This window comes from Caballeronia sp. AZ7_KS35 (genome assembly GCF_023631045.1).
Lineage (GTDB): Bacteria > Pseudomonadota > Gammaproteobacteria > Burkholderiales > Burkholderiaceae > Caballeronia > Caballeronia zhejiangensis.
The window spans coordinates 1-20,328 of the sequence record NZ_JALQDV010000059.1 but is presented as its reverse complement, the minus strand read 5'-3'; the positions used below and the strand labels follow the sequence as shown (position 1 = coordinate 20,328).

General features: G+C 59.3%; 18 protein-coding genes and 1 pseudogene. 8 read left to right on the top strand and 11 right to left on the bottom strand.

Features of this window, described 5'->3' with window-relative positions:
• Positions 1–318: 318 nt before the first annotated feature.
• Positions 319–1,413, bottom strand: a complete 1,095-nt coding sequence (locus NCT05_RS32380; protein ID WP_250504121.1) for a BamA/TamA family outer membrane protein — start codon at positions 1,411–1,413, stop codon at positions 319–321.
• A gap of 296 nt (positions 1,414–1,709) precedes the next feature.
• On the opposite strand from NCT05_RS32380, the gene NCT05_RS32375 reads away from it, so the two are divergent.
• Entirely contained in the window at positions 1,710–2,483 is a 774-nt protein-coding gene (locus tag NCT05_RS32375) for a hypothetical protein (protein ID WP_250504120.1), read from the top strand.
• Between the two features lie 457 nt (positions 2,484–2,940).
• Here the strand turns inward: NCT05_RS32375 and NCT05_RS32370 are convergent, their stop codons facing one another.
• Positions 2,941–3,321, bottom strand: coding sequence for a response regulator (locus tag NCT05_RS32370; protein ID WP_250504119.1), 381 nt, complete (start codon positions 3,319–3,321; stop codon positions 2,941–2,943).
• Between the two features lie 222 nt (positions 3,322–3,543).
• On the opposite strand from NCT05_RS32370, the gene NCT05_RS32365 reads away from it, so the two are divergent.
• Both NCT05_RS32365 and NCT05_RS32360 read left to right on the top strand, forming a co-directional pair.
• Positions 3,544–4,497: an inositol monophosphatase family protein gene (locus NCT05_RS32365; RefSeq protein ID WP_350030104.1), complete on the top strand. Its 954-nt coding sequence runs from the start codon at positions 3,544–3,546 to the stop codon at positions 4,495–4,497.
• Between the two features lie 168 nt (positions 4,498–4,665).
• Positions 4,666–5,127: a hypothetical protein gene (locus NCT05_RS32360; protein WP_250504118.1), complete on the top strand. Its 462-nt coding sequence runs from the start codon at positions 4,666–4,668 to the stop codon at positions 5,125–5,127.
• A gap of 96 nt (positions 5,128–5,223) precedes the next feature.
• On the opposite strand, the gene NCT05_RS32355 is transcribed toward NCT05_RS32360, so the two are convergent.
• The 5 genes and pseudogenes from NCT05_RS32355 to NCT05_RS32335 form a co-directional block, all read right to left on the bottom strand.
• On the bottom strand, positions 5,224–5,580 hold the full coding sequence (locus NCT05_RS32355) for an ElaB/YgaM/YqjD family protein (protein ID WP_250504117.1): 357 nt from the start codon (positions 5,578–5,580) through the stop codon (positions 5,224–5,226).
• 177 nt (positions 5,581–5,757) lie between these two features.
• Complete coding sequence (locus tag NCT05_RS32350; protein WP_250504116.1) at positions 5,758–6,624, bottom strand: YsnF/AvaK domain-containing protein; 867 nt, start codon at positions 6,622–6,624, stop codon at positions 5,758–5,760.
• Positions 6,625–6,645: 21 nt separating this feature from the next.
• The gene (locus tag NCT05_RS32345; protein ID WP_250504115.1) at positions 6,646–7,092 is read right to left on the bottom strand and encodes a YsnF/AvaK domain-containing protein; all 447 of its coding nucleotides are present in this window, start codon (positions 7,090–7,092) and stop codon (positions 6,646–6,648) included.
• A gap of 13 nt (positions 7,093–7,105) precedes the next feature.
• Positions 7,106–7,869 (bottom strand): annotated as a pseudogene (locus NCT05_RS32340) (YrzE family protein).
• 832 nt (positions 7,870–8,701) lie between these two features.
• The gene (locus tag NCT05_RS32335) at positions 8,702–9,922 is read right to left on the bottom strand and encodes a sensor histidine kinase (protein WP_250504114.1); all 1,221 of its coding nucleotides are present in this window, start codon (positions 9,920–9,922) and stop codon (positions 8,702–8,704) included.
• A 154-nt stretch (positions 9,923–10,076) separates the two neighbouring features.
• Here NCT05_RS32335 and NCT05_RS32330 point away from each other — a divergent pair, with 154 nt between their 5' ends.
• Entirely contained in the window at positions 10,077–11,240 is a 1,164-nt protein-coding gene (locus NCT05_RS32330; RefSeq protein ID WP_250504113.1) for an acyl-CoA dehydrogenase family protein, read from the top strand.
• A 95-nt stretch (positions 11,241–11,335) separates the two neighbouring features.
• Positions 11,336–13,207, top strand: coding sequence for a hybrid sensor histidine kinase/response regulator (locus NCT05_RS32325; RefSeq protein WP_250504112.1), 1,872 nt, complete (start codon positions 11,336–11,338; stop codon positions 13,205–13,207).
• Positions 13,208–13,261: 54 nt separating this feature from the next.
• Here NCT05_RS32325 and NCT05_RS32320 read toward each other — a convergent pair whose 3' ends face one another.
• Positions 13,262–13,465, bottom strand: a complete 204-nt coding sequence (locus NCT05_RS32320) for a DUF2934 domain-containing protein (protein ID WP_250504111.1) — start codon at positions 13,463–13,465, stop codon at positions 13,262–13,264.
• A 371-nt stretch (positions 13,466–13,836) separates the two neighbouring features.
• Between NCT05_RS32320 and NCT05_RS32315 the strand changes: the two genes are divergently transcribed.
• From NCT05_RS32315 to NCT05_RS32305, 3 genes are all read left to right on the top strand, one after another.
• On the top strand, positions 13,837–13,998 hold the full coding sequence (locus NCT05_RS32315; protein ID WP_250504110.1) for a hypothetical protein: 162 nt from the start codon (positions 13,837–13,839) through the stop codon (positions 13,996–13,998).
• 199 nt (positions 13,999–14,197) lie between these two features.
• Positions 14,198–14,998 (top strand): alpha/beta fold hydrolase, encoded by an 801-nt coding sequence (locus tag NCT05_RS32310; protein ID WP_250504109.1) that lies wholly within the window; start codon positions 14,198–14,200, stop codon positions 14,996–14,998.
• Between the two features lie 2 nt (positions 14,999–15,000).
• A complete protein-coding gene (locus NCT05_RS32305) occupies positions 15,001–16,584 on the top strand; it encodes a hybrid sensor histidine kinase/response regulator (protein ID WP_250504108.1) in 1,584 nt (527 codons plus the stop codon).
• A 526-nt stretch (positions 16,585–17,110) separates the two neighbouring features.
• Here the strand turns inward: NCT05_RS32305 and NCT05_RS32300 are convergent.
• The 3 genes from NCT05_RS32300 to NCT05_RS32290 form a co-directional block, all read right to left on the bottom strand.
• A complete protein-coding gene (locus tag NCT05_RS32300) occupies positions 17,111–18,244 on the bottom strand; it encodes an extracellular catalytic domain type 1 short-chain-length polyhydroxyalkanoate depolymerase (RefSeq protein ID WP_250504107.1) in 1,134 nt (377 codons plus the stop codon).
• A 929-nt stretch (positions 18,245–19,173) separates the two neighbouring features.
• Positions 19,174–19,503: a type II toxin-antitoxin system RelE/ParE family toxin gene (locus tag NCT05_RS32295; RefSeq protein WP_250504106.1), complete on the bottom strand. Its 330-nt coding sequence runs from the start codon at positions 19,501–19,503 to the stop codon at positions 19,174–19,176.
• Positions 19,500–19,781 (bottom strand): type II toxin-antitoxin system ParD family antitoxin, encoded by a 282-nt coding sequence (locus NCT05_RS32290; protein WP_250504105.1) that lies wholly within the window; start codon positions 19,779–19,781, stop codon positions 19,500–19,502. Before NCT05_RS32290 ends, NCT05_RS32295 begins: the two co-directional genes overlap by 4 nt.
• Between the last annotated feature and the right edge of the window lie 547 nt (positions 19,782–20,328).

Here is a 20,328-nt window from a genome sequence, read left to right as displayed (position 1 = left end):
CCGAAACGGCCGGTCACGTTGCCGAAATCGCCGGTCACGATCCCGAAACGGCCGGTCACCTTCGTCCGAAATACGCAGCAGGCCACCCAGGTCGCGCAAATTGTGAAGGTTGTCGAACGGCTGGAGGTCATGACTGCTTTCTGATTCGTGTGCCTTGCCGGAGCGCACGTGGAATCCTGTTGGCTGAAAGAGTGAAATGGGAACCGATTAATACCTGAATTCCGCCAGAAAGGCCCCTCTCTTCATGGGTGGGGGCTCGCTTAAAACAGTTGAAGCTCGCGGGCTGAAGAAGGGCAGTTGCCGAGTCGGTTGTCCAGATCACCGCCACGCGCTGCCGACCTGTATGTAAAACGCGTTCTGGTCTTTGCTATGGGCAACATCAATGCCGATGGAAACGCCTAGCTTGCGTGCGATCAGGTAACGAAACCCTGTACCTACACTTGTTACGTTTTGTGCCTGTGAGAAGCTCGCGAGCCGTCCGTAGGCCTTACCAAGGCCCGTGAAGCCAAGTAGCGACCACCGCGGCGTCACATCCCAGCGCAATTCCACTTCGCTCGATATGGCATTGCGGTCCTGGTATCGGCCTTTCTGAACGCCACGCAGATCGACATACGGCTGCGCATAGAACGGAATGTCCCCCGTCGAGAATTTGGTGTCGAGACGCAGACCCAGAATCAGCATATGGGCGAGCGGAATCCATTTGAAGCCACGGGCAGCGTAGATGTTGTAATTCTCGGTTCCGCCGAAGCCGATTCGGGCAAACTGCGTCTCAAACTCGGCGAAGCTTCCGGACGCCGGATAAAAGACTTTGTCGCGCGAGTCGTAGTCGAGGATGAGGCTTCCGGCGCCAATTCGCTGGTTCCGCTCGAAGTTGGCGATGGTGGAGGGTACGCTGCCGCCAGTGAAGCTGGAGGTCGAGTTGAAGAAGACGTAGCGCACGCCGCCATACCAGCGGCTGTTGCCGAGGCGAACCAGGAACTGCTGGAGCAGTGCGTCACCGAGGAGGGTATAAGCCCGAGGCTGACCGGTCGGGCCGAAATAATCGAGATGAGCGTCGACCTTTGCCACCGCGCCGAGGTAACGATAACGATCGTCGTCCCAGGTGTGAGAATGGGCAGCAGCCGCGGCCCACGTGCCGTTTTGCGTGTAGACGCCGCCGATCGCGGTCACGTTCGGCAGAATCCGGCCGGGCCGCTCGCTCGTTGGTTTCGCCGCCGCCTCGGCGATCGGCCCCGAGAAGAAGAGCAGGCCAAGGCCGACGCCATAGCCCACGGCCGGCTCGGTGATCACCATAGGCACGGGCAGCGCGCCCTTGTGTTTGAGCAGAAAATCGCTCATGTCTAGTTGCCCGTCGGCCGGATCGATGAAGCTAAGCGACTCGTTCTCATCCGCGTGCACGGCGACGCTGACCATTGCGGCTACCGTACCAATCACAGTGACCATGCTTGCGAACGCTGGACGACCGCGCATTTTACATGCCTCACAGTTGCATCGCCGTGACCCGTCGGACCGAAGACCGTGCCGGTCATAGTACTGTCGATGGCGAATAGATGGTACCGTTGGGTCAAGCAGTGTTATCACCTGCAGTGACCGGCGCGCAGGCGGGCAAAGATGTGGTCGCGACTCGGAACTCGGGGCGCTTGGTACCTTGCAGGTCCTGACTGTAAGTTTGGGAGTCGTTCATCATGTGCCGATACTCATGGTGTGTCGTGGCTGTGATGATTGCCGCGAGCAATGCTCGGGCTATAGACGCATTGTCGGCGCAAGGCGGAACCGGCGCGCCGTGGCAATTCTCGGTTTCGCCCTACCTCTGGTTGCCCAGCGTAAGCGGGACGCTGCGCTTCTCCCTGCTTGGCGGAGGCGCCGACGCATCTACCGGGCCGTATAACTATCTGCAAAACCTCAAATTCGTTTTTATGCTGCAGGGTGAGGCGCGCAAGGACAACTGGAGCATTTTCGCGGACACAATCTATCTGAACTTCGGGCGGCACGGGAGTTCGGTCAATGCAACGAGCGGCCTCTTCGGTCCACGCGAGACGCAAAGGAGCTTTGAGACGACTTTCCGAGGTACGCTGATCCAGCTTGGCGGCGGCCGCACCTTGATGCGACAGTCGTGGGGAAATATCGATGCGATTGTTGGAATTCGCTATCTCAGTGCGGAAGCTACACTGGACGCGTCGGCCACCGGAACGCTTGGAACAGGCTCGAGCGTGAGCCCGGAAGTCAGCGTCTCGCAAGTACAGAATATCTTCGATGGCTTCGGTGGCGTGCGTGGGCGGCTGCTGATCACCAGTGACGGCCGGTGGTATGTGCCGTTCTACCTAGACGCCGGCGCGGGCTCGTCGAAGTTCACTTGGCAGGCGATGACCGGGCTCGGCTATGCAATGAAGTGGGGCGACCTGAGTTTGACCTATCGCTATCTCGCGTTTTATGCGTCGGGCGATCAACTGATACAGACGCTGCGCTTCAACGGACCGCGTTGAACGTGACGTTCAGGTTCTAATTGCTGCCGGCACGATGACCTTGCGGCGATTGGGAGAGCACTATGTCGTTCATACATGGATGCGGAAATGCAACAGCCGTCCGAAAACGTCAGTCTTGGTCGACCGCTGGGCAGTGCTGATCAAACAGATAAATCGGTACCGGCCTGGGAAGTTACATGAGGTTCTTAGCGGCCGCCTGGCGTAAGGGTGTAAAGGTTTACTTCTTATCGTCCTCATCGACCACGGCGGTTTGCTCCCACCATCAAGCGAGACGCTCGCAGGGCACGCCGATGATTGCGGGCCGTCCCCGAAGAAACGATTCAATATTCACCGTGGCAAACTCAACCGGCACATGGGGTAAGCGTGGCTAACGAGCGTCCGGTTCAACATTCGAGACCATGCGATTGTCACTCGGCGTAACAGTCTCAGATGTGCCTGCAAGTGAGACAAGACGCGCTTACAAGTACCGCACCGGCGCCAGATACTCGATCGTCCGAAATAAGCCGCGCAGCGGTTCGCCTTTTCGGTAATAGGCGTCGATCTCGGCCTCGATGCCGCGCTCAGACACTTCCGCTTCCGGCAGCGAACTATGCGCCACGATCGGCACCGTTGCAAACCGGCTTGAACCGCGCATCGCTTTCGCAACGCTAAAGCCGTCCCACTCCGGCATTTCAATGTCAAGAATGACGACATGGGGCACCCATGATGCTGGAGTCTCGAAGGCTGCCTTCCCGCTGGCTGCGACCAAAGCACGACAGCCATAGGCCATCACAGCGGCGGCCAGCGCGTTCGCCCCGGCGTCGTCGTCGTCGACGATCAGCAATGTGATCGGGGGCATGACGGCGTCGAAGTTCCGCGTGGCCCAAAGGCCCGGCATCGAGGTGGTGTTACGAGGCATGGCAGTACGTGGCGGAGAGTGCCATGTCGTCTGCGCAACGGTCATGCCGGTCGCTTGAGCGTTTTGGACAAAGCAGCGCAGATCGAGCGCACGTAGCTTTGAGCATCGGTCGATGAGGGCGTCGAAAAGGTCAGGGCGAACTGATTCGCGGAGCCAAGGGCAATGGGAAGCAATTTGAGGGGAAGCGCGCAAGGACTTGGGCGACGCGACGGAAAATCTCTAGGATGCCGCAGATCGGGCCGATGGTTCCAGACTGAACGCCGCGTTGCGACGCATCCCGTGCCGGCAGGCCCGGGCGAGGATTTTGCGCGCACCCGTTTGCGCACGGCAGAGGAAGGACGAGGGATGCTGATCGACATCGAGCGATTTCTTGGTCAATTGGGCGACGAAGCGCGCGCGATCGCAATGCAACACTTCCGCACGGAAATCGACGTCGAAACGAAGTCTGATGCGACGCCCGTCACAAAGGCGGATCGTGCCATTGAGCGTCGGTTGCGAGAGATGATCGCATCGCGTTATCCGACGCATGCCATTGTCGGCGAGGAAGAGGGCGGGCGCATTGCGGACGGCATAAGCTGGGTCATCGATCCGATCGATGGCACGAAGAGCTTTGTGACCGGATTGCCGCTGTTCGGAACGCTCGTCGCAATTCTCGAGAATCGACATCCCATCTGCGGGATGGTCGAAGTGCCAGCAATGCGCGAGCGATGGATCGGTGTAGCCGATCGAACGTCGCGCAATGGCGAGCCGTGCGTGGTGAGTGCGTGCGCGCATTTGCGCGACGCGCGGCTGTGCTCGACGGACCCGAGGATGTTTTCCGGCGAGGCTGCACGAGCATTCGCGACGCTTGCGCGAGAAGTGCGCGTCACGCGGTTCGGCACCGATTGCTATGGTTACGCGATGCTCGCTTCGGGTCATATCGACCTCGTCATCGAAGACGGTCTGCAAGTTCACGACGTCATGGCGATTGTTCCAGTCATCGAGGGCGCGGGCGGCATCATCACGACATGGGCCGGCAATGCCATCGACGAAGCCTTCCAAGGCGACATCATCGCGGCGGCGACGCAATCGCTGCACGACGAGGCGTCCCGGTGGCTCGGCCAGCCGCGAGGGTGAAGCGACAGCGCCAACGCTACACGGCTTTCGGCTCGCGCTGTGCGCAGCGAGCCGTTTATTGGCCTATGCTGGAAATAGGGCTTCTGCAGACGAGCGCACGGGTGGCATCGTGTATTCGAGAGAGGATGTCAAGCGGCCGATAGCGCCATCGACCTGCGTGATCAGCAAATGAAAAACGCCAACGTCATTGTCGCGCTGTTTTCTTCATACGGTGAAGCAGACGAAGCCCTTCGTGAGCTTCAGGCGCGAGGTCTTCGATGCGACGACGGTCAACTGTATGCCCGGGCAGCTCACCGCCGCACGGATGCTAGACCCGTTGGACCGCATCCCGAGATGCGCGCGCGCGACCGGGCAGAGTACGTGGGTCACGGCGAACACCTAGGAGTCGTGAGCGGGGCGCGACGGTTTAGCGGACCGAACTGGCAACTCACCACGCCCGATTTTGCTGCCGAGCAACTCTACGCTAAGCCTCGTGAGCGGACCTTGTTGGTTGCCAATTTGGCCGACGTGCTCCCGCACAATGTCGCCATTGCGGTGATGGGCGAGCACGGCGCGCTCGCGGTAAAAGACACCGCGGGTCGCTGGCGTTTTTCGCTTCACAAAGGCGGCAGAGACCGAGACGGCAGGTGAAGTTCGAAGTGCAGCAAGATCTCTACTGAATTCGTACGCGAGCAGAAGTGGCTTTGCGACTACGCTGCCAATGCGCTCGTTCAGAGTCGCATCGGTCTAACGCGAAATGAGCATGCCAACAATCAAGCCCGCTAGTCCAGCCATAACGATCGCCTTCCAAGGGTTGTCATGCACAAAGTCGTCTGTTGTGTCACTCGCAGCCCTGTAGTTTTTTACCAAGGCACCTTTCATGTCAGCGAGCTTTTCTTTTGCGCTTGCACGTACGTTAGCGTCGGATGATTTACCGTCCCATGACTGAGGTGCTTCACGGAAATCGCCTTCGCCGGCGGTTGCCGACGGCTTAGTATCGGCTTCCGAAGCGCCGTGATTCGCGCTGGTGGGAAATTCATAGGTCTTGTCAGCGTTCTCTGTGACGAGGGAGTTGACCGGTTCAAGGCTGTCGGTGTTCGCCATGGCGTCCTCCTAAGGGTGTTCGGGAAATGGGTTGAGGAGTCGTGCTGACGCATCGATTCGTGAAGAAGGCTCGATCGCCGCAGTCGCGATCCGGCAGCGTGGCAACGGGCAGATGAAATCCGAGAACAATGGGGACTGCGCAATTATTCCGCGGGCGGTCCCCGATCTTCCTTAAATTCAAATGGACGGCTTATCCACGGGTGGGCCAGCAGGGCTGTCATCTTTTCCTGCAGTTCTTTCGACGTCCACTTCGGTGCCACGCACCGTATCGTTGACGGTCTCGGTTCGGGTCGATGATTCCTTTCCAACCACCACCTCTTCGACGACGCGCGCGGTCTTGGCGATCACGGGCTCTTCAGCCGTTTCGCGAATCTCTACCGAGCCTTGCTTCAGATCGGCCGCTGTCGCCGGGCGGTCCACCGCGCTGCGCTCAATGGTCGCGTGCTCTTCTCGCAGATTGACGGACTCGCTGACCGGCGTTTCCGTCACGCGCGAATAAACCCGAACGCCGCCTGTCTGCACCTCGCGTTTGCCCACTTCTAGCGACTCCTGAACGACCGGAAATGCCTGGCGTTCCGCAGCTATCTCATCGGCCGTGTACGCCGGAGCGTTACGGTCATAGGCCGTGTAACCGGTATTGCGCCACTGTGCGACACGCGAGTCGATGTCAACGGCGCCCTCGGCATATAGTGCCTCCCGGACGCGTTCCACAGACGTTTCATCGGCGACGTCGACCGAAAGTAATGCACCCCCGCGTCGAACCGCTTCGTGATAGTGCCCAATCTCCTCAGGCTCATCGCTGCCGCCGAACAACCTCTTGAAGAAATGTTCAATGCCGCTGACGGGTCCATCGTGAACGCGGTCTTCGCCAGTGTCGCTGACAACGGGTCGCGTCGTTGTATCACCACTCATTGTTTGGGCCTCGCCGGTCGTCGAGCTGTGGACCTCCATGTCCGTACGAGCAATGCCTTCCGATTCCAGGCGGCGTCGAGCGCGCTCGGCATCTGTGAACGAGTCAAACACACCGATGATTGTCTGTACCATTTCGCGTTCTCCAAAATTAAGTTAGATGGCGTCCGGGTCCAGCTTCCACGGACCGTCAGGGCCTTCGCGGCGCTCGACGACGAGTTCCTCCGAGTGGGTCAGCACGCGATTAATCACGTCTTCTTGCATCTCGGTCGTCTTGACGTGCACTTCCTCCTTCAAGGTCAATTGCATGCGTACGACCGAAACATACTCGTAAATCGGAATGATGAGCGTGTCACCTTCGCGCCGCGGTTCGTCGCGCTCGTCAACGGGCCGGTTCGCCGGAACCCGCTGCACATCGACCTGCTGACTGCGCAGGCGCAGCGCGACGGGATGCATTTCTTCATGGACGACTTTGCGCACCCGCACGGCGCCCGTTTCGACCGTTGCGACGCCGACCGCCATCTCTTCCTTGACCGCCGACACGCGCACTACGTCAGACGGGTCGGGCGTTGGTACCGCATCGGACGTCTCTTCCTTGCGCATTGGTTGCTCCTCATCAGCCGGACCGCCGGAAGTGCGTCGGCTGGTCGGAAACGCACTCGCTTAGAGACGACCCGCCTCCCGGCACGGCACGGCTGCGCACCGGCGGCGTATCGGCACTAGTTGCCGTACCACCACTTTCTTCAAAGGGCGGCTGATGGCGAAAGCCGGCGCCGCCCGAGACGATGGCGATGATGGCGCCTACAATCAGCGCGGCAAAGGAGAACCAGCTCGCCCGTGCGACGCCGCGTGCCGCGGTGTCCGCCGCTTCGCGCGCCTTCTGTTCCGCCTGCGGACTTAACGCGGCCGACGCCGCCGATGCGACCGCTGCCTGTACTTGCTGCTTGGCGTTGTCCACAATCGATGGGGCTGCGCCGGATTGATTCGCGGCAGTCGCGCTGACCTGTGCGGTCGTCGCTGCAACAATACCCGCTGTGCTTGCCGCGCCGGTAATCAATGAGGTCATGCCGTACACGACGAGCAGCGTCATCACCGCCCAAGGAAGCAGACCATGGAGCCATCCGAGCACAGGAGCGCAGCGGCCTGCGTAGTACGAGCCGACGAAGACGGCCAGTACCGTAGTAACGATGACCCAGACCCCCGACCCGAAGCCGAAACCATGCTTGGATCGGGCTTCGACATCGGCGACAGCAGCGAGGCGCCGATGGCCGTACCGAGCACGCTCATGATCAGATAGACAATCATCGAAAGAATGACGCCGGCGATAATTGATCCCCATGACAAACGGGGCAGACCATCTCGAGTCGTTAGAAGTCTCATAGGTTGCCTCGGTAGGTAAGTGAACGCATAAGGAGCCACAGGCGCGACGCATTGGCAATCACTTAGCGCAAGCGTTGTGCCTATGAAACCCTGCAAGGGAGCGCGCGACCGTGAGGGTTAGTACTACAGACCGGGACGCGAGTAACTGCGGACGTGATTCTCGTTTACGAACCAAATCGCAGCGGACAAGTCGGTGCTCAACAGCATCGGGTTGTAGAGCAGGACCAAGGATGGCACGGCGCCGGGCATATCAAGCAAATGAACAAGCGCTTCGGCAGAACGTATCCGCGACCGACGTGGAAACTATGCTGCGCAGCGTGGTGGCGATCGTGAGGGTCTTCGCTTTTTCGCTCTCGGCCAAAATGCCGAACGCACCTGCGTCGTGGGCCGGAATAGATCCGTCCACTCCACAACGAACGACGAACCTCCCCACGGCCAACAGCGACTGGGGACTTATGAGGCACGGCAGATGCTCATGGAACGCTGTCAAACACACGACGAGACAGCCATGATTCGCATTTCACTCCTGTTTAGCGCCCTCCTTGTCGCTGCAAGCACAAGCGCGACGGCGCAAACTCCTTCGCCACCAACAACTCAGCACGGTGCCCCGGTCGCGGGACAGATGTCCAAGGGCGCTTCTACCGGTGCAAGCGGCGCAAGCAGACCCACGCTGATGCACGAACGTAAGAAGGGGATGTCGGCTGAGGGGGCGTCGGGGACTGGCACAAACGGTAATTCGACTGGAAAGATAAAACAGTAGAGGCTCGCTCGCCGGCAATCCGCAACGACTATTAAGAATGGGCTAAGCGTCGCCAGCGATCACTCATTCGGACTATGATGGATCGATCGGTGTCAGCGGCAGACTGAGATTCCATTTCGTGCCCGTTGGCATTTTTGTCTCGACGACCAGCGTTGCGCCCATCCCGGTGAGGAGGCGGCGGGCGGTCCGCAGGCCGGTGTTCTCCTTCGCATTTGCGCCGTAGCCTGTGCCGTCGTCACACACCTCGATGCTCAGCGAAGTCGATGCTCGACGCATGCTCACCGTAATGGTTCCGGGCCTTCCAGCAAAGGCGTGCTCCATAGCGTTCGCGACGAGCTCGTTCACCACGGTGCCGATAGCCGTACATGTGTCGATGCCGAGCTGCAGGCCGGCGCCTTCCTCGGTGGATACGACTAAATGGACGTTGTTGCCACGCAAGTCATAAAAGTCTTCGAAGCTCGCGCAAATGGACGACAAGTAGGGCGCCAGTTGGACGGATTGGCCATGCTCCCCTAGGCCAAGAAGATGGTCATACAACGATGCCATGGCAAACACGCGCCGGTGAATTTCCTTGTAGTCGGCTTTGACCTGTGCATCGCGTGAGATCATGGCATTACGCTCGAGCAGCGAGGCGATCATCTGAAAGTTGTTGCGTATGCGGTGTTGTTGCTCCCGAAGCAGAGTGACTTTCGCGTCCCGGTCCGCCGCGAGCACGTCTTGCCGGTTTCTCGTCTCGATGCCCTCGGCCAACACGGCGCCGACTGACGCAAGAAAGGAAAGATCGCAGACGTCCACGTTGTGCGAGCGGCGATAATCAACCTCCAGGACGCCGTAGGGTCCGTCGGCGCCGATGAGTGGAATATTGACCGACGTCACAACCCCGAAGTCACGAAACAACTGTGGCGCATCAGCGCCACGGTCTCGAAAAACGTCGTCGACAACGATGGGTCTTGCCAAGGTTAATGCCTCGCCCGGAGGGTTACCGGCTCGAGCAAGCCCGGCATCGCGGCCCAAGACTTCTTCGCCCATGCCATATTGGCCTTTGACGATGAGCACGTCGTTCGAACCGTCAAGTTTCAATATCTTGGCCATGGGCGCTGCGCAGCCCTTGGCAGCGCAGCGGGCCGCTGTCTGAAGGAGCTGCGCAAACGAGCGGTCCTCCTGCAAGGCGTCGTTCATTTCCGCGAACGCTTGATGCTGCCGCACGAGCACGCGAACCGGAACCACCGCATCGTCCGGAAATCGCAAATGCTCGATTGTGGCGGCCCAAGTGGCGGTGCGAGCAAAACTCATGGGCGAAAGAAGTGATGACGTTCCAGCCAGTCTACAGCCGCTTCCTCGCAGCAGGCAGGACTTTCGCGGGATACGCTATCCTATCCAGACGGTCCGGTCGATAGAGGGAATTAATACCTCTTTGGCTCATTAAACTGGCCGATAGGGGAAGAATTTGCTGGAAGATCTATTGTCACCGCGGCTTTTGCACCTGCGCGCGCAGGTTGAAACGATCTGCAACGAAATCATTGCGCCCGCGGCTCACGCCGTTGATGCTGAGGGCCTCTGGCCCGGCGCGTCGTTGTCCGCGCTCAAGCAGGCGGGACTTACCGGCTTGAGCGTTCCGGCCAAGTTCGGCGGGCTTGGCGAAGGATTGCTTGGCTTGGTGACCGTTACGGAGGCGCTGGGAGCCGCGTGTTCGTCGACGTCAATGTGCTTTGGCATGCATTGTGTCGCCTCGGCGGTAGTCGCCGCCAAGAGTAGCGCGCTCAGCGAAGAAAAGTACCTTCGGCCCATTGCAGAAGGTCGACATCTCACCACGCTTGCGCTTTCCGAAAGCGGCACCGGCGCGTTCTTCTTCCTGCCGGAGACTAGCCTTCACCGCGATGGCGCAGAGCTTATTCTGCGCGGCGAAAAGCAGTTCGTAACCAACGGTGCCCATGCAGACTCATACGTGGTGTCGACCACGGCGAGCGTCGCGGCCGCGCAAGGCGACTTCAGCTGTCTGGTCGTCGATGCAGAGGCGGCGGGCCTCGAGTGGGGCGACCCGTGGAGCGGCTTGGGCATGCGTGGCAACTCGTCCCGTGCGATGCGTCTGAACGACGTCAAGGTCCCGGACAGTCAGCTACTGGGACAGGAGGGGGACCAGGTGTGGTTCGTATTCGAGGTCGTCGCGCCATTCTTTTTGATGGCAATGGCCGGGACGTATCTCGGCATCGCCCAGGCGGCGCTTGATCTTGCCATCAGCCATGTCACCGCTCGGCGTCACACTCATTCAGGCAGCCTGCTAGCAGACGCGGACATCGTTCAGCACCGCGTTGCAGAGCTCTGGACCGCGTTGCAAAAGTCGCGTTTGCTCGTCTATCACGCCGCCCGCCTCGGCGATGCGGCACAGCCCGATGCGCTGAATTACCTGCTCGCCAGTAAAGCAGACGTGGCGCGAACTGCCGTTCAGATCACCAATGAGGCGATGTCGCTTTGCGGAGGTATGGCATACCGTGAGAACAGTGCATTGGCGCGGCTGCTGCGCGATGCACGCGCGAGCCACGTCATGTCGCCGACGACGGAGCTGCTCACTGGATGGACGGGACGCGGCGTGCTCGGCCTGCCGCTCTTCTAATGATCAAAGCCCGAATCCTCGTCATCCGAGAAGCAGCGCAAGCACCTGACGGCGCTATGCAGTCAGCAATAGGCGCGTTTGCGGAGGACGATCGCGTGGTCCTCGAAGTCGCGAGTGTCGCTGAGCTTGTTGACCGTCTCAAGCCAGGCGCAATGGAAGAGGGGCCTCTCGTCGTCACCATCGAACCCGCCGTACCTGATGCGGCGTTTGTGGGCAGAACGATCGCGCGCGCGTGCCCAAAAGCCTTTTTCGTGTTCGTATGTGAACCTGGTAGCGACACGAAGCTTCGTCGGTCTCTGATGTATGCCGGCCCGCCTGGCGGGCGCTGGGCGGTCGTCGAGGCGCGCGGCGACGTGCTCGAGCGGAAGATCGAATCGACCGTCCGTAACGCATTACAGCAGTACCGTTTCCGTACAACCGTCGGTCGTGTGGCTGGACAGTTGTCGAATACGAGGGCAGCACAGAAGCCAGCCTTCCAGCGCTTGGTCGCCTCGGACCACTATCTCGCCAACCTGATGCGTACTGCTCACGACGCGATCGTTTCGCTCACGGTGGAAGGCGAGGTCGTTTCCTGGAATCGTGCTGCAGAAGCACTGTTCGATCGGTCCGAACAGGACGCGCTCGGTGCGAAGTTCCAAAGCCTGTTTCCGAACGAAGCGGCGATTGACAAGGTGCTCAAAACTGCGCTCGGCAAGGAAGAGGTCCGTCGTGATCTGATGACAAGCGGCGAGGGTGAGACGGCGGTCATTGCAGATGCGGTGTTCGCGGCAATCGAAGACGACAACGCCGGCGTACTGGGTGTGCTGGTGACGCTGCGCGAAGTGACGGTGCAGCGGCGACTTGAACGTCTTGCGCGCGAGGCGGATCGAAGAAAAGATGAGTTTCTTGCGATGCTCGCCCATGAGTTGCGTAATCCCCTGGCACCCATCACGAACCAGGCCGAGTTCATCGGTCGTCTCGGCGCTCAAGACCCGCGAATCGCGCACGCAAGTAACGTCATATCGAGACAGGCGCATCATCTCAAAGAGCTACTCGATGAGCTGCTCGACATTTCGCGGGTAACACGCGGCTTGATCAGTATCGAGAGATCGATCCTGTTGCCAAGCGACTTCATCTCCCCGGCGGTCGAGCAGGTTCGCGCCTCGATCGACGCCAAGCATCAATCCCTGTCTATCGAATACGGTGACGAACAGGGGCTCGTGTCCGGAGATTTGCATCGCCTCACCCAGGTTGTCGCGAATCTGCTCCACAATGCGACCCAATACACGCCGCATGGCGGGGCGATTTCGGTTGCCGTGAGCACGACCCCTAGCAGCATCAACGTTGCTGTGTGTGATAACGGTTTAGGTATCGACGCGCAACTCCTGCCCCATATCTTCGAACTCTTTACCCAGGAAGCAAGGACTCTCGATCGCGCCTCCGGTGGCCTTGGCATTGGGCTTGCCATGGTGAGAAGTTTAGTCCAGCTCCACGACGGCAGAGTTCAGGCGATGAGCGCCGGGCTCGGGCAAGGCAGTCAATTCATCGTCTCCTTGCCACGCTTGTGGACGCCGAGTCCTGCGCAGGCCGGTTCTGCAGGTTCAACTGCTATCCATGATGGAAAGTCGCGCCACGTCCTGGTGGTAGACGATAACGCGGACGCGGCCGAGTCGCTGGCTGTTCTGCTCAGCGAAGAAGGTCACGACGTTAGTGTTGCTCTATCCGGCGAGCAGGCCCTGCGCCTCGTCGAGCAAACGGAGTTTGACACCTTTGTGCTCGACATCGGCATGCCCGGCATGGACGGCTACACCCTTGCCGCGACGCTGCGCTCGCGCCCGGGCGTGCGGCATGCAACGCTCATTGCGCACACCGGGTATGGACAGCCTGAAGATCGGTTGCGTGCGCAGCAAGCTGGCTTCGATCATCATTTAACGAAGCCAGCCGATCCAAACCTTCTTCTTGACCTCGTCGCCCGCAGCGCGCCTTGATTGACCCCGGCGGCGGACGCCGCTGCCGAAACGGTAGCAGCCGCCCGGCAACGGTCACGGTTTGTCCGCTTTTGCGGCAACCTCCGTGTCGCTGTTTGACGCCATACTGTCTTTGTCCTCGACGCCTTCCGCCAGACCCCCGAGCTGCTCAACGGCCTGAGCCCAGAATTCCTCTGACCGCCCTTCGGGACTGCCGGCGTCCTCCCAGAGTCGATAGGCCAGCGTACGTACTTGCTCCTCGGTTACAGGTGCTTTCATTTCATATCTCCAAGGTGGTTGGCGCGAATGGACCGTAATAGCTTGCTGGACAACTGACAGGCGCGGCATTGCTCGATGACGTCGCGTGAAAACATCCTGTTTCCGATTCAGGGATGCCTCGGGCGCCGCAACGGATCGCCTGCAAGGCGAGCCAACCGTCTCGATCGAAACGTGTCTTACTGCTGAGGCGCTCATGGCATCACTTACGATTCGAAGGCTACGGCGGGTGGCGGAGTGCGGACAACCAGTGCGCGGCAATTGCGTGATATTTAGGATCGAAATCGCGTCGCATCCGCCCGAAGTCTAAAGCGAAGGGGCTACATTCGGTAGACGAAAATCTATGTGTCATCGGCCAAGCGCTCGATGCGAACATGGCGCAGGACCTCGGCTTGCCGTGGGCGGATGACGTGCTCGCCTATCAAAAAACGTTTCTTCAGATCTTTTCGCATTGCGCATTGGACAGCGAATTCAGCGCTTCGGGCACTGACTCCGAGCGGGAGCACGAGCGCGGCGCCCACCGGCAGGGCAAGTAATTGGGCGTAGAGAGACTCGAACATCGCATTTTCCCGGTTTGCGGTTTTTTACGTGCACCGTTTGTTCCCGGTCTAACTCGCGAACGGATGGGCACGCCCGCTGAGCGCCTTCCGATGGTGATATCGTGTCGGTATATGCCCGCGTCAAACTTTCACACGTCAGTCGTCTGGCGTCTGCCACCCTCTGATCTCTTTCCCAATGAACATCACTAAGCGCAACAACGTGTGCGTCGTCGGCGATGGCCCGACGACAATGGTTTTCTCTCACGGCTTCGGTTGCGACCAGTCGATGTGGCGGTATGTTGCGCCGACATTCGAGGGTCGGTACCGAACCGTGTTGTTCGATCTCGTCGGCAGCGGCGGGTCGGATCTCGCAAGCTACGATTTTGCGAAGTACAGCTCGCTGCATGGCTACGTGGACGACCTCCTGGAAATTCTTGATGAGGTCGAGGCAGCGCCGGTCGTGTTTGTGGGCCACTCGGTTAGTTCGATGATCGGCATGCTGGCGGCAATCAAGGCACCCGAACGATTTGCGGCAAATATAATGGTCGGACCGTCACCGTCTTTTATCAATGACGGCGTGTACTCGGGCGGGTTTGCGCGCGCGGACATCGAGGAATTGCTCGAAACATTAGAGAACAATTTCCTGGGCTGGTCCAACACGATGGCGCCTGCCATCATGGGCGCGCCCGAACAGCCGCAACTCAGCGAAGAACTTGTCAACAGCTTCTGCCGGACCGATCCTGATATCGCACGACATTTCGCTCGCGTGACGTTCTTGGCGGATCATCGAGCGGAGATGTCCCGCGTCACAACACCAACGCTGATTGTGCAGTCCAACGACGATTTCTTGGCCCCTGTTTGCGTCGGAGAGTACATGCACCAACACATCCCGGGCAGCCGCCTGGCCATCGTCAAGAACATTGGACATTGCCCGCATCTGAGTGCGCCAAGTGCCAGCGTTGACGTCATCGAGTCGTTCCTGCATGACTCACTCTGATCATGCATGAGCCGCTTCGAAGCGTATCAGACTTCAAAGCAGCCTATGAGCGCGCGCCATGCGGTCTTTTTACGGCGATGGCGGGCGGGAAGATTGTCCGTGCCAACAGAACCCTTTGCGAATGGCTGGGTTTCTCGGCATCGGAGCTTGTCGGGCACCGCACTTTTCTCGATATGCTGACCATGGGTGGAAAGATTTTCCTCCAGACCCATCTTGCGCCGCTTCTGCAGGTGCAGCGCTCCGTAGCGGAGGTCAAACTCGATATGCGACGCCAAGATGGGACAATCGTTCCAATGATGGTGAACGTCTGTCGAGTGAACGAAGGCGGCGATGAGCTCGACGAGTTCGCCGTCATGGTCATGGGCGACCGGCATAAATATGAGCGCGAGCTGGTCGCGGCGCGTAGCCGCTCGGACGAGGCGCTCGAAGCTAAGGCGAGCGCTGAACGCGCCCTTAGGTTAGCCGACCGTCGCAAGGACGAATTTCTCGCGACGCTCGCTCACGAGCTTCGAAACCCCTTCAGCGCGATGCGTTCAGCTATCGATCTACTATCTCGTCAGCAGTGCGTCTCGGCCGACACGGCTTGGCCCTTGCAGATGCTCGATCGACAACTCGATCAAGCCGCGCGCCTTGCCGATGACTTGTTGGACGTGTCACGAATCGCCGAAGGGAAGATCGAGATTAAAAAGACGCGCATAGAGATCGGCGCGATCATTCATGACGTCGTCGAGAGCACCCGTGCCCGTCGGTCCGAAGCTGAATCCTCGCACGAGTTCGACATTCATCTGCTGGATGAGGACGTTTATGTGTTGGCGGATCCGGTTCGGCTTGCTCAGATCGTTCAAAACCTGCTCAACAACGCCTTCCGCTACACTCCATCGGGCGGAAAGATCGAGCTCGTTGTAGCTCGGCAGTGCGACGATGTTGTGATTACCGTACGCGACAGCGGCATCGGCATCTCGCATGAAGACCTCGCGACGATTTTTACGATGTTCGCGCAGGTTCCATCAGGCCATGGTCGATCGAAGGGCGGCCTCGGCATCGGGCTAGCGCTCGTACGGGCGCTCGTCCAACTTCACGACGGACAGTTGACGGCGGCAAGCGAAGGGCCGGGAAAAGGAAGCGCATTTGAAGTTCGACTTCGAGCTCTCTCAGCTGAGCACTGCCTTGTCGCGACAGAAACGTCCCCGTCAGCGGTCAATCAACCGCTTTCCGCGCCACTGAAAGAGCGCCGGGTGTTAGTGGTGGACGACAGCGAAGATGCTGCAGCGAGTCTCACGCTTTTGCTTCAAGCGGAAGGCCATAGGGTGAAAACGGCGATCAGTGGTCAGGATGCTTTACGCGTTGAAGAAGCCTTTCATCCGGAAGCGGTGATCCTCGACTTGGGCTTACCTGATATCGACGGCACGGAGGTAGCGCGAACGATTCGGGCCAAACGTGGCTCCAACGTATTGCTTATCGCGCTGACAGGGTGGCAGGCAGACCCGCAGCTGAGCCCGCTCGATACTCAATTCAATGCCTACTTTGTTAAGCCGGCGAATCTTAGCGAGCTCCTCAAAGTGCTCAAGACCACCGCGCACACATAGCAGCTCGCTTCATTCTTGTGTTGCGCACCTGGGTCATCATCCCTGCGTACGGGTCGTTTAAAAAGCGCGATCCGAGCCCATCCAAGCGGCACCGAATTGCCCCTTGCTTCCGTCGCGGCCTCCGCGTAGGGTCCGCCGGACTGTTCGCGAGCGGCCGGTATTCTAGACCAACTGCCGAATCTTATGGAAGTCGGGCCTCTTGCAGGATCTGTGAGTCTGCTACGTAGCTGTTGACTCCACCTCTCGCATCACCGGTCAGTCGCCTTGCGGATCCTGCTTCGTCGAAAAAGCGCGACAAGCGCGCTACGACGACATGCTCGGAAAGATCGGTGGCTTTTAGTTTCGCTCGTAGGGACGTTGAGTCTCTTCCGTGTGCTGCCCAGTTGTTTCGACAGGGCCGACACTCAGCACATGTTCCGCGCCTGTGTGCACGGTCCGAGGCATGACCGCTTTGTCAAAGCCGCCAATGATCGGTCGCCCGATCCTCGCCGTTCGATGCTGCGTTCTCGAAGTCGGCGCGATGTCTTCAGCCAGTGGCCTCGCCGTCAAGCGCAAATTGATCGAAGAATCGAAGGAACTCGTCGGTTGCATGCGGACCGCATGGGTCGGTATAGCTACCTTGAGGGTTCCCTCCCGACCAGGCGTGATTAAGACCGTGCACAAGCCATTGCTCGCCAACGGGGACGCCCGTTTCGTCATGGAAGATCCGGCGCGTGTAGGCGTAGCCATTCTCCGTTTCGCTCAGCTCCGTTGGAGGAGGTGCGAGCACGGCGCCAGCGTCGCCTTGCAACAGCCGGTGCATTGAGATGATCTGGTCACCGTTGCGCGGATGCACGGTTTCGTCAGCGTCGCCGTGGAAGACGATGAGCGGCACAGTGCGCGGCTGAGAACTGTGAAGCAAAACTGCGGGCAGGCGGATCTTTCCCTTGCCATCGTTCATTGCACAGAGCGCTGAAAACGCCTCGTCTGCGACGCCGAAGGCGACGCCCGAATGGACTGCAGCGGCCGCGTAAAGATCGGGATGGGTCACCGCAAGATTGACGGCCATGGCGCCGCCTGCCGACATACCTGCCACGTAGACCCGAGCATCGTCGACTTTGTACGTCGCTACGACCTCTCGCGTGAGGGCCGCGATCATCGATGCTTCTCCTGACTCACGCATTTGGTCGCACGGTCGGAACCAGTTCCAACATCTGAGGAGACTGACGCTCTCCGACTGCTCCGGATAGGCGACGATATAGCCGTGCGCTTCGGCGGCTTCGTTCATTGCTGTGCCGGCTGCGAAATCGTCGGGATCTTGCTGAGCGCCGTGGAGCATGACCACCAGCGGAAGCGACTGGCCGTGGTAGACACTCGGAACGTAGAGCTTGAAGCGGTGTGCTTGGCCGCCGTGTTCAAACCGACTGTTCAACCATTGAGGACCATTGCTCGCTGGTAGCCCGTGCGGCGTAATCGAGGGCGCACCCGCGGGATACGGCGGACTCGGCATGGGCGTCCGGTTAATTGTGTTGACTGGTGGTTGTAAGGGTGCTTTGAGCCTCGCATTCGTAACCGTCGACTGCGGATCGACGAAGAACTGCCCCGCGAACCCTAGCGGTCCTTCAACGAACAGCGACCAGAGGGCCGCGTTTGCCGATGCAAGCGGATCAAAAATATTCATTTTTCGTTTTTAGCTCAGCAGAATTAGCTTGTAGTGCTTTGGGCGCTTATCGCGAACCACCGAAGATGCGGTGACCGAGCTTCCGCACGTGTCGTTCCCGGACACGCGGCACGACACCTCGGCCGTTGCTTGAAATGGGATTGCGGTTACCCGCCTTATGTTTGGAGCGCGGACCGTGCGTGGAGAACTTCTTGAGCGAGCGACATGCTTTGCAGGGACATCGCCCGCCACTGCAGGCCATCGCCTGCGCGCCTAAGGCCGGCGCGGATCATCACGCCATGATGTCATTCGTAATGCTGATGATTAGTGCGTCGGCTCCCTCTGCGTCAGTTTGAACGCTGCGCGTTCCGCGGCCGGTCAGTCGCCATTGATCTGACTCGACGACGCTTTCTTTGCGTACTGCTGGCTTTCCTAACGGCAGACAGTCTTGTCCTCATCATGGCCTCAATGCTCGGGCTGGCGATCGCGCCCTCGATTAAGGCCATCGTCAGTCCCAGCCATCAGCGATGGACGCTTTACGCATTTTTCTGCATCTACCACATCTTTTTCTGGCAGATGCTTTACGTAACGTTTCTTGGTCTGTTCTACCTTGGCGATGGAATCCACCAGCCAGACGACGCACCCTAATTTCACTGCCCACACTGACGTGAGACAGAGCCGAGATCTGCGGACCATTGGTCGATCCGCATTGGTTACGATCTTAGCGTCAGCGACCACCTAGGGTGCAGTTGAGCTCTGGGTGGCCCGAACGAGGCTGCTGGAATTACAATGCATGCCGGCGTCGCCTACAGGGGAACACCATAGGGCGCATTTGGACACTTGGGCGATGGACAAAAGCGACGACACTGGTGGGCGGGCGCTACACCGAGCGACACGCGTAAATAAATAAGCGAAAGCCGCCCGGGGGCGGCTTGCATCATGGAGTGCTGTCAGTGGTCGTCGGGCGAATTCGTCAGGATGCTCTCGAAATCTTCGCCGGCATAGTACACCCCGATGAACCAAACTTCGCTCTCGTCTTCGCGGACCTGATACGCGAGGTTGGTGCTCCCGCGATAGTTCGTCGTTAGTAGGCCTGGACTAAGATCGTTTCGGGGCCTTCCTCGGTAGGGGAATGTGTTCATCGATTCACAGTATGCTTGGATCGAAGAGGTGAAACGCCGCGCAATTGCTGATGATGCACCGTTCGTCCGAAGGAAGTCTTCGATTCGCTCAAGTTGATCGAAGAACTCGGGTAGGTATTGAACCTTGTACTTCTTCATGCCGCCTTCGACGCTCGTGCCTTCCTACGCTGCTCCATCTGTCGATCGAAATCGTCGCCAGAAATCAGACGCGATCGATCTGCATGCGCACGGCCAATCGCCGGAACAACTTCCTTCTTTAGCCACGATTCGACAGCGCGATCCCGGGCGTCTAGAAGACGTAGACCATCGCGAATAACCTCGCTGTCCGAAGCATATTGGCCGCTGCGTACGCGCGCCTCGACGAGCGCCGCCAATTCCGGCGTTAGCGTGATGCTGAACCGTTCAGTTTTCGCCATGATGTCCTCCACTCGATATGATTTAATCATACTCTTCCCGGGCGGAGCTGTCGACCGACTGGACCAACTCGCGGATTGGAATTCGCACACTAAGGTGAGGCGAGATGCGCAGAATAGTTGTGCAGTAAGCGGAAAAGCCGGGAATTTGGATCATCAAGCAGAAGGTCGCTCCGTATATGGGGCCGTATCGCTGTCAAAATTAGATCGTGCATTAGGCGTTTGCCTCGATGGCGCTGCCGACGTCGCCGTCATGTGCGGTGCGATCTAGAACCTCGACGCGGAAAGGCCCACGTGCCCAGAGCGGGTCAGCCGGCGGATCGGCGTCCTCGAAGTTAGCGAGAAAGCTGCGATGGGAGGGGGCGTGGTGTCTGGGTCATGTTTAATTGAAGTGGCACGACTTGGCCTGGACGCGCCATGCGTCACCGAGTGGCCAGCTGATTGACATAACGCCGTCGTATCGCGGCCATTCTTGTAGGAGCAACATGAGAATGTCGTGTTCTAGCAAGATACAAATGTCGTGTTTTTGCGACCACTGGCAAGCTGGCGA

Bases quoted from the DNA above. Each gene is read 5' to 3' on its own strand.
- NCT05_RS32380 (WP_250504121.1), bottom strand. From the start codon at position 1,413: ATGGTCAGCGTCGCCGTGCACGCGGATGAGAACGAGTCGCTTAGCTTC.
- NCT05_RS32370 (WP_250504119.1), bottom strand. From the start codon at position 3,321: ATGCCCCCGATCACATTGCTGATCGTCGACGACGACGACGCCGGGGCG.
- NCT05_RS32365 (WP_350030104.1), top strand. From the start codon at position 3,544: ATGGGAAGCAATTTGAGGGGAAGCGCGCAAGGACTTGGGCGACGCGAC.
- NCT05_RS32360 (WP_250504118.1), top strand. From the start codon at position 4,666: ATGAAAAACGCCAACGTCATTGTCGCGCTGTTTTCTTCATACGGTGAA.
- NCT05_RS32355 (WP_250504117.1), bottom strand. From the start codon at position 5,580: ATGGCGAACACCGACAGCCTTGAACCGGTCAACTCCCTCGTCACAGAG.
- NCT05_RS32350 (WP_250504116.1), bottom strand. From the start codon at position 6,624: ATGGTACAGACAATCATCGGTGTGTTTGACTCGTTCACAGATGCCGAG.
- NCT05_RS32345 (WP_250504115.1), bottom strand. From the start codon at position 7,092: ATGCGCAAGGAAGAGACGTCCGATGCGGTACCAACGCCCGACCCGTCT.
- NCT05_RS32335 (WP_250504114.1), bottom strand. From the start codon at position 9,922: ATGAGTTTTGCTCGCACCGCCACTTGGGCCGCCACAATCGAGCATTTG.
- NCT05_RS32320 (WP_250504111.1), bottom strand. From the start codon at position 13,465: ATGAAAGCACCTGTAACCGAGGAGCAAGTACGTACGCTGGCCTATCGA.
- NCT05_RS32315 (WP_250504110.1), top strand. From the start codon at position 13,837: ATGGCGCAGGACCTCGGCTTGCCGTGGGCGGATGACGTGCTCGCCTAT.
- NCT05_RS32310 (WP_250504109.1), top strand. From the start codon at position 14,198: ATGAACATCACTAAGCGCAACAACGTGTGCGTCGTCGGCGATGGCCCG.
- NCT05_RS32305 (WP_250504108.1), top strand. From the start codon at position 15,001: ATGCATGAGCCGCTTCGAAGCGTATCAGACTTCAAAGCAGCCTATGAG.
- NCT05_RS32300 (WP_250504107.1), bottom strand. From the start codon at position 18,244: ATGAATATTTTTGATCCGCTTGCATCGGCAAACGCGGCCCTCTGGTCG.
- NCT05_RS32295 (WP_250504106.1), bottom strand. From the start codon at position 19,503: ATGAAGAAGTACAAGGTTCAATACCTACCCGAGTTCTTCGATCAACTT.
- NCT05_RS32290 (WP_250504105.1), bottom strand. From the start codon at position 19,781: ATGGCGAAAACTGAACGGTTCAGCATCACGCTAACGCCGGAATTGGCG.